This window comes from Arthrobacter monumenti, from assembly GCF_054511255.1.
Genome location: NZ_JBTNCY010000005.1, coordinates 311425 through 319867, shown reverse-complemented (window position 1 = coordinate 319867; position 8443 = coordinate 311425). Strand labels below are relative to the sequence as shown.

At 64.4% G+C, this 8443-nt stretch carries 6 protein-coding genes; 4 read left to right on the top strand and 2 right to left on the bottom strand.

Annotation, left to right across the window (positions count from 1 at the left end):
• The first annotated feature begins 141 nt into the window (after nucleotides 1-141).
• Nucleotides 142-1026 (top strand): oxygen-dependent tRNA uridine(34) hydroxylase TrhO, encoded by an 885-nt coding sequence (gene trhO, locus ACX80B_RS09920; protein ID WP_459295561.1) that lies wholly within the window; start codon nucleotides 142-144, stop codon nucleotides 1024-1026.
• A 64-nt stretch (nucleotides 1027-1090) separates the two neighbouring features.
• On the opposite strand, the gene ACX80B_RS09915 is transcribed toward trhO, so the two are convergent.
• Nucleotides 1091-1672 (bottom strand): hypothetical protein, encoded by a 582-nt coding sequence (locus ACX80B_RS09915; protein WP_459295559.1) that lies wholly within the window; start codon nucleotides 1670-1672, stop codon nucleotides 1091-1093.
• A gap of 50 nt (nucleotides 1673-1722) precedes the next feature.
• Nucleotides 1723-2652: an NYN domain-containing protein gene (locus tag ACX80B_RS09910; RefSeq protein WP_459295557.1), complete on the bottom strand. Its 930-nt coding sequence runs from the start codon at nucleotides 2650-2652 to the stop codon at nucleotides 1723-1725.
• Between the two features lie 106 nt (nucleotides 2653-2758).
• Here ACX80B_RS09910 and ACX80B_RS09905 point away from each other — a divergent pair, with 106 nt between their 5' ends.
• The 3 genes from ACX80B_RS09905 to ACX80B_RS09895 all read left to right on the top strand — a co-directional run bounded on the left by ACX80B_RS09905 (nucleotide 2759) and on the right by ACX80B_RS09895 (nucleotide 8263).
• Complete coding sequence (locus tag ACX80B_RS09905) at nucleotides 2759-4357, top strand: DUF7059 domain-containing protein (protein ID WP_459295555.1); 1599 nt, start codon at nucleotides 2759-2761, stop codon at nucleotides 4355-4357.
• 184 nt (nucleotides 4358-4541) lie between these two features.
• Complete coding sequence (topA, locus tag ACX80B_RS09900) at nucleotides 4542-7307, top strand: type I DNA topoisomerase (protein WP_459295553.1); 2766 nt, start codon at nucleotides 4542-4544, stop codon at nucleotides 7305-7307.
• Between the two features lie 5 nt (nucleotides 7308-7312).
• Nucleotides 7313-8263: a Ppx/GppA phosphatase family protein gene (locus ACX80B_RS09895; protein WP_459295551.1), complete on the top strand. Its 951-nt coding sequence runs from the start codon at nucleotides 7313-7315 to the stop codon at nucleotides 8261-8263.
• Nucleotides 8264-8443 lie beyond the last annotated feature (180 nt).

Sequence of the window (8443 nt, the reverse complement as noted above, 5' to 3'; positions counted from 1 at the left end):
GGCAGGCGGGCAGGCGGGCAGGCGGGCAGGCGGGCAGGCGGGCAGGCGGGCAGGCGGGCAGGCGGGCAGGCGGGCAGGCGGGCAGGCGGGCAGGCGGGCAGGCGGGCAGGCGGGCAGGCAGGCGCCCGGTACCCTTATTGAGTGGCTTTACACCGGATTGTGCTCTTTTATGGCTTTACCCCAGTCGCCGACCCTGAAGCGGTGCGGCTGTGGCAGCGTGCCCTCTGCGAAAAGCTGGGCCTGACCGGGCGGATTCTCATTTCCGGCGACGGCATTAATGCGACCGTCGGCGGGGAGCTCAACGCGGTCAAGCAGTATGTGAAGACGACCCGTGAGTACAAGGGATTCCACGACGTCGATGTGAAGTGGTCCGACGGCTCGGCGGCGGATTTCCCCCGCCTCAGCGTCAAGGTCAGGGACGAGATTGTCAGTTTCGGCGCCCCCGGGGAGCTCAAGGTCGATGAGAACGGCGTGGTCGGAGGTGGGGCGCCACTCGACCCGGCCGCGCTGCATCAGCTTGTTGAAAAACGCGGCGACGACGTCGTCTTCTTTGACGGTCGGAATGCCTTCGAGGCGCAGATCGGCAAATTCAGGAATGCCGTCGTTCCCGACGTAGCGACCACCCGGGACTTCGTTGCCGAGTTGGATTCGGGCAAATACGACGATCTGAAAAACCGGCCGGTCGTCACGTACTGCACAGGCGGAATCCGCTGCGAGGTGCTGTCATCGCTGATGCTCAACCGTGGCTTTGAAGAGGTGTACCAGCTTGACGGCGGGATTGTCCGCTACGGCGAAACGTACAAGGACGAGGGCCTCTGGGAAGGCTCACTGTATGTGTTCGACCGGCGCATGCACGTCGAATTCAGCGACCATGCGAAGACGCTGGGGGAGTGCGTGCGCTGCCAGGCGCCGACGTCGAAGTTTGAAAACTGCTCAAATCAGGCGTGCCGGAACCTGCAGCTTTTCTGCGCCGGTTGTGCAGAAAGCTCCGAGGACAGGACCTGCCCGGACGGCTGCTCGACATAGGACGGTCCGGAGCATTCCAAACTCCCGGCATGGCAGGCCAGGAGTTGCCGTCGTACGCCGTTGTCTAGGTCGTGCGCTCGAAAATTTTGTAGGCGTATAGGTGGATACCTTCCGGCGCGGTGAATTCGAGCTGCATTCCGTTCGTCTCGAGTTCGACGGCGACTGTTGACGATTGCGAGCATGTCACCGTCTGCTCGGTGGGCTGGGCGTCGTCGGAGGCATCCTCGCCCTCGCTGATAACGACGTCGACTTCCCCCTCTCCCTGGCAGGCAAGGGTTACGCCGTAGGAACCGGCAGGAATGGGAGCCTGCGCGGTGTGCGTGCCGGTGCCGCCCATCCAGCCGTGACCGTAATACATGCCCTTTTCGCGGCCCAGAGTCTCGGTTGCCCATACCTCCACGCCCCCGGCTTCAGGAACCTCGCCCGGGGCCGGTGCGGTCGGTTCTGCAGTGGGCGACGGCGTCGGGCTGGGCTCTGAACTTTCAGACGGCGTGCTGGAAGGCTCCGCGGACGGGCTGGAGGATTCGGCCTCCGGCTCGGGGCTGTCATTGGTGCACGCTGATACTCCCAGCGCCAACAGACCGGCGACGGCGGCGGCAGCGAAACGCGTGCTGCGGGGCTGTCTGGACATGACTGTTTGAGGCATCCGGTGACTGTAGCAAGCGATTCTGGACGAATCCTCCACGTACCGGCTGGCTAGTTCAGCTCGTCGAGGTGTTCCCAAAACGAAGCACGTAGGGCCTTGCGGACGTCCTGAATGTCGGTTTTCGCTTCGCCGATCCGGCTGGCGCAGTCCTTAATCAGGACCCGGTCCACCTCAAGCGGAAGCAGCGGACGCTCCTCACGGAGGTGGTTGACGTCGCCCTGCGTCACGGTGGCAAGCCAGTTCTCCGCGACCCGGGCGCCAACATCGGCTGCAATCTGGAGGATGTTTGGCCAAGGCACTGAGGCGGAGTCTGAGGTATGCAGGATCTCCGGCTGCGCCACCGGTGCATTCCTCGGCAGAACCCGCGTCAGCGGCGTCGTCGGCGGTGCCGGTTTGGGCGTCTGCGGAACGCTGTGCTGCTTCGGGACGGTCTGGGTCCGCTTGAAAGCACCGGTCAGCAGCGAATCGTCCAGGAACTCAATGCTGTCCACCCGCAACGCCAGATCCTCAGACACAGAATCCACGCCGAGCCTGTTTTCCTTCTTCGGCAGCGCGAGCAACACCACCTGCATACCCAGATCCTGGGCCTGTTCCACCGCCTCGCCCAAGTCATCGTCACCCGACATCAAAAACGCCACCGACGCCGCGCGGTTCCTGGCCAGTCCCACCAGATCGAGTCCGAGCTTCAGGTCCACGCCCTTCTGGTCGCCGTTGACGGAGATCCGTCCGAGCCGCAGTTTCACCCCCGAGGTGCCGGCCACCGTCTTGTGGTCGTTCGTCGGGAGCCCGTCCTTGGCGGCGTCGTACCAGTACATCCGCAGCGGATCCAGACCGCGGAGCGCATCGCATGCTTTGAACAGCCCCTCGATCAGCTGGCGGTAATCCACGGTCACGGCCGACCGCAGCGAGGTGCCGACGGTGCGTTGGCCGCCGATAGCGAGCAGAAAACCGGCGTCGATGAAAATTGCGCTCTTATCCATGCTCATGCTGGTGCCCGCTTCCGCCTCGGTGGTGCTGCCTTTACCTTAGACCGGCCCCTGATCGAATGCACGAGTGGGACCCGGGCTGGCGCCTAAACTGGAGCCCATGAGTGATGGCACCCGACCCGGCGTTCCGGTTTTATCCGACCCGATTCTGCTGGAGGGGCTGGCGGCGGATCTGGAGGAACTGGATTACACCGTCGACGGCGTCGCGGAGCTGATGGGCGCGGCGGCCAATGACGCCCTGGACCGCGGCCAACCCGTGCCGGCACTGCTGCGGACCCGGGAGCTCCTGGACGGGGGCACCCACCCGCTTGCCGCCGTCGTCCATCTGTGGCTGCTGGGGCAGACGGTGGATGCTGAACAGTTGACCGCTGCCTGGCCGCGCACCGGGGTGGCCGGCGCGGCGGAACTGGGGCTGGTGGAGGAGTACGACGGCGGATGGCGGGCTGCCGTCGACCTGCGGCCTTACAGTGCCGACGACGATGCCGGGCTGTGGATTGCCAGTGACCTGGGGTCGGATCAGCGGCCGGGCGTGTTGCGCCGGGACCACGTGTTGGGCGTCGGACAGGCATCGCTGAGCCTGGCACAGTCGATCGTGCGCCGGAACGTGGACCGTGGGCTCGATCTCGGCACCGGCTGTGGCATCCAGATCTTCCACCTGCTGCGGCACGTGCGGCACATCGTCGCCACCGACATATCCGAGCGGGCGCTCGCCTTCGCCAGATTCAACCTGATCCTTAACGCCGCCGCGCTGGCCCTGGACCCGCACCGGTTGGAGGGCCGGGTCGACCTGCGCCTGGGCAGCCTGCTGGAGCCCGTCGCTGGCGAGCAGTTCGATCTCGTGGTGTCCAACCCGCCGTTCGTGATTACGCCGCGGCGCGATTCCGAAAGTGCCAGCGACCAGTTTGTGTACCGCGATGGTGGCCTGCCGGGAGACGACATCGTCTCGACGCTGGTCCGGGAGCTGCCCGGGGTGCTGAAACCCGGAGGAGTCGTTCAGATGCTGGGCAATTGGGAGATCCAGGATGATGCCGCCTGGCATGCCCGCATCGAATCCTGGTTGCCCGACTACACCGATGCCTGGTTTATCCAGCGCGAGGAGATTGCACCCGAAGAGTACGCCGAAACGTGGCTCCGCGACGCTTCCGAAGACCGCGAAGAAGAGGCCTACCTCCAGTCCTACACCGATTACCTGGCCGATTTCACCTCCCGGGACGTGGCCGCTATCGGCTTCGGCTTCGTCTGGCTGCGCCGGGGATCCGGCCAGGACGACCCGGGACAGGGGAATGCGGAACTGCGCCGCTTTGAGGAAATAACCCACCAGATCGAACAACCCATTGCCCCTGCCATCGCGTCCGGAATCGACCGGCATGACTGGCTGGCCGCCCGCAGCGACGGCGACCTGCTGCAGGAGCACCTCGAGGTTGCCGAGGACGTGACCGAGGAACGCCACCAGCGGCCCGGCGCACAAGACCCCGGCGTCATCCTGCTGCGCCAAGGCGCCGGTCTGCGCCGCACCACCTTGCTAAGCAGCGAACTGGCCGGCTTCGTCTCGGTCTGCGACGGCGAACTCGCGGCCGGGCAAATCATCACCGCCCTCGGCGCTCTGCTGGAACGGGAGGACCAGGAGTTCGGCGACCTGCTCCTGGCCGACGTGCGTAACCTGATCGCCGATGGATTCCTCCTTCCTGCGGCGGCATAGAAGAGGTTCCACAGCGGCACGGAGGGCCGTGTTGCCGCTCACAACCTTCGCTCCCGGCTCTACAGGATGACCAAAAGTGTGGTGAACTAGGCATGTTTGCGCTTGGGAAGCACCGCTGGACAGCATGAAGTAGTAAGGTCTGCCCAACAGACGCGCAGTTCATAACGTTCTAAGTAGGAGTACCGTGCCGAGCAAGGCCACATCGAAAGCGGACAAGAAAACCGGCAAGAAGCTGGTCATTGTCGAGTCCCCGGCCAAGAGCAAGACCATCGCCGGGTATCTTGGCGCGGGTTTTGAGGTCGAAGCCTCGATGGGTCATATCCGCGACCTTCCACAGCCCTCGGAACTGCCCGACGACCTGAAGAAAACCTCGCTGGGTAAGTTCGCGGTCGACGTCGACAATGACTTCGAGCCCTATTACGTCGTCTCCGTTGACAAGAAGAAGAAGGTCGCCGAGCTGAAGAAGGCGCTCAAGGACGCCGACGAACTCTACCTCGCCACTGACGGTGACCGTGAAGGCGAAGCCATCGCCTGGCACCTGCTCGAGGTGCTCAAGCCGAAGGTCCCGGTCCACCGGCTGACGTTCCCCGAAATCACCCGCGAAGCCATCCAGCGTGCCATGGAGCAGATGCGCGACGTCGATATCGCCCTGGTCGATGCGCAGGAGACCCGCCGCATTCTGGACCGCTTGTACGGTTACGAGATCTCACCGGTGCTGTGGCGCAAGGTCTCCCGCGGCCTGTCCGCCGGCCGCGTCCAGTCGGTCGCGACCCGGCTTGTTGTGGAGCGGGAACGCGAGCGGATGGCCTTCCGAGCCGCCTCGTACTGGGACCTGGTCGGTAAATTCGCTCCCGGCGCACAGGGCACCGCAGCGGCCGGAGATAAAGAAGGATTCTCAGCCAAGCTCGTGTCCGTCGACGGCGCCAAAGTTGCGACCGGCCGGGACTTTAACGACCTCGGTGAACTTAAGCCGAAGAACGCCGTCCACCTGGACGAGGCCACGGCCACCGGTCTGGTCACCGCCCTCGAGAACGCAGATTTCGCCGTCCGATCGGTCGAGACCAAGCCCTACACCCGCCGTCCGGCCGCGCCATTCACCACCTCCACCGTGCAGCAGGAAGCAGCCCGCAAGCTCCGCTTCTCCGCCCGCGTCACCATGCGCGTGGCCCAGAGCCTGTATGAAAACGGCTACATCACCTATATGCGTACGGATTCGCCGTCGCTCAGTGACGAAGCGATCAACGCCGCCCGCCGCCAGGCGTCCGAACTTTACGGCCCCGAGTACGTCCCGGATGCCCGCCGGATCTACAAGGGCAAGTCGAAGAACGCGCAGGAAGCCCACGAAGCCATCCGCCCCGCCGGTGACTCATTCCGCACCCCGGCCCAGGTGGCCAAGGAACTCAGCGGCGACCAGTTCAGGCTCTATGAACTTATCTGGAAGCGTACCGTCGCCTCGCAGATGGCGGATGCGAAGGGCTCGACGGCGTCGGTCCGGCTCGGTGCCACCGCAGCCGATGGGCGCGACACCGAGTTCGCCGCATCCGGCACAGTCATCACCTTCCGCGGCTTTATGGCTGCCTATGAAGAGGGCAAGGATGCGGTCCGCGGGGACGACGACGGCGACCCCACAGAGGGTGGGCGGCTGCCCAACCTCTCGGTAAAGGATCCGCTGAGCGCCAGCGGAATCGACGCCGTCGGGCACGAAACATCGCCGCCGCCGCGCTACACGGAAGCCTCCCTGGTCAAGACTCTGGAAGAGCGGGGGATCGGCCGGCCGTCAACGTACGCGGCGACCATCTCCACCATCATGGACCGCGGCTACGTCCGCACCCGGGGATCCGCACTGGTACCCAGCTGGGTGGCGTTTTCCGTGATCCGGCTGCTGGAGGAACACTTCAGCAACTACGTGGACTATGACTTCACCGCTGCGATGGAAGACGACCTGGACCGGATTGCCAGCGGAGAACGTGCCCGCGTGGACTGGCTGAACAACTTCTACTACGGCGACCGCAAGGTAACTGGGCTGCACACCATCGTCCACGATCTGGGCGAAATTGATGCCCGCCGGGTGAATTCCATCGAAATCGCCGAGGGCATCACGCTGCGGGTCGGCAAGTTCGGCCCATACCTGGAGAAACCGGTTCCTGCAGGTTCACCCGAAGGCACCGAGCCCGAGCGCGCCAATGTGCCCGAGGATCTCGCTCCCGATGAATTGACCGCCGAAAAGGCCGTCGACCTGATGGAGAATGCCGGACCGGACGAGCGGGAGCTCGGAGTGGACCCGGAGACGGGCCGCACCATTATTGCGAAGAATGGCCGGTACGGTCCCTTCGTGACGGAGGTTATCCGCGAGCTGACCGACGAGGAAGTGGCGAATCAGCCGGTCGAGTACTACAAGAACGGGAAGCCGAAGCCGCCGAAAAAGCCCCAGAAGGTCAAGCCACGCACCGGTTCGCTGTTCAAGTCCATGAGCGTGGAAACCGTGACACTGGAGGACGCACTGGCGTTGCTGTCCCTGCCGCGGGTCCTCGGACAGGACGCCGAAGGCAACGACATCACCGTGCAGAACGGCCGCTTCGGTCCCTATCTGAAAAAGGGCACGGATTCACGCTCCATCACCTCCGAGGAGCAGATCTTCACGATCACTCTCGAGGAGGCGCTGGAGATCTACTCGCAGCCGAAACAGCGCGGCGGGCGGACGGCGGCCGCTCCATTACGTGAACTCGGCAATGATCCCGTCTCGGAGAAAGCCATCGTGGTCAAGGACGGCCGGTTCGGGCCCTACATTACCGACGGCGCGACCAACATCACCGTGCCGCGCTCCGAATCGATCGAATCGCTCACGCACGAGCGGGCGGTGGAGCTGCTGGCCGAAAAGCGGGCAAAGGGGCCGGTCAAGAAAACCGGTGCCAAGAATACCGGCAGAAAGACAGCGGCCAAGGCAAAATAGAAACCATGCGGCTTGGCGTTCTCGATATTGGCTCCAATACAGTTCACCTGCTGCTCGTGGACGCCCATCCCGGCGCCCGGCCGGTGGCTTTCGCTTCGCATAAACGCCCGCTGCAGCTGGTCTCGTACCTCGATGAGGCCGGCAATATCAACGACGCCGGCCAGCACGAACTGATCGAGTTCGTCCTCGAGGCATGGGATTTTGCCGCCAGCCACAAGGCCCAGGATCTGCTTGCGTTCGCGACGTCGGCCATCCGCGAGGCCAGCAACGGCGTCCAGGTGCTGGAGCGGGTCCAGCAGGAGACGACGGTAACCCTGACCGAGCTCAGCGGGGGCGAAGAGGCGGCCATGACATTCACCGCCGTGCGGCGCTGGTATGGCTGGGGAGCTGGAACCATACTGGACCTCGATATCGGCGGCGGCTCCTTCGAAATGGCCATCGGCGCCGACGAACTGCCTGCGGTGGCGAACTCCGTTCCGCTTGGAGCGGGAAGGTTGACCCGGGAATGGCTGCAGGAGGATCCGCCGTCGGCCAAAAGCGTCAAGGACCTGCGCCGCCATATCCGGTCCGTGCTCCGCGGTGCCGTCAAAGAAATCGGCAAAGCCGGCAAGCCCAATCTTGTCACCGGGACATCGAAGACTTTCCGCTCGCTGGCCAGGATCGCCGGCGCCGCTCCGAGTGCTGCAGGTCCATTTGTACGCCGCGAACTGCAGCTGACCGATCTGACCCTGTGGACCCAGCGGCTGGCGGCGATGTCGGTCGAGGACCGGTCCCACCTGCCCGGGGTTTCAGAATTGCGCGCCCCGCAGATCTTGGCGGGGGCATTGGTGGCTGAAGCTGCGCTGGAGTTGTACGGGGAGCAGACGATGGAAATCTGCCCCTGGGCCCTGCGTGAGGGGCTCATCCTGCGACGGTTCGACCAGCTCGTGGCAGAAGGCTCCGTCGCGGCGGTTTAGCCGCCTTGGCAGAGGGATCATGGCGGCGGATGGGGCTGTCCTCGCGCGCCGGCCAGCCGAATGGCCGTTAAATGAGAATGGTGCCGGCGATTTGCAGGAGTGGTTGGGGGAAACACTCCTCGTTCGCCGGCACCGGGATCAGCCTGGGGGAAGACTGATCCGTAATCACTCGCACCTTTA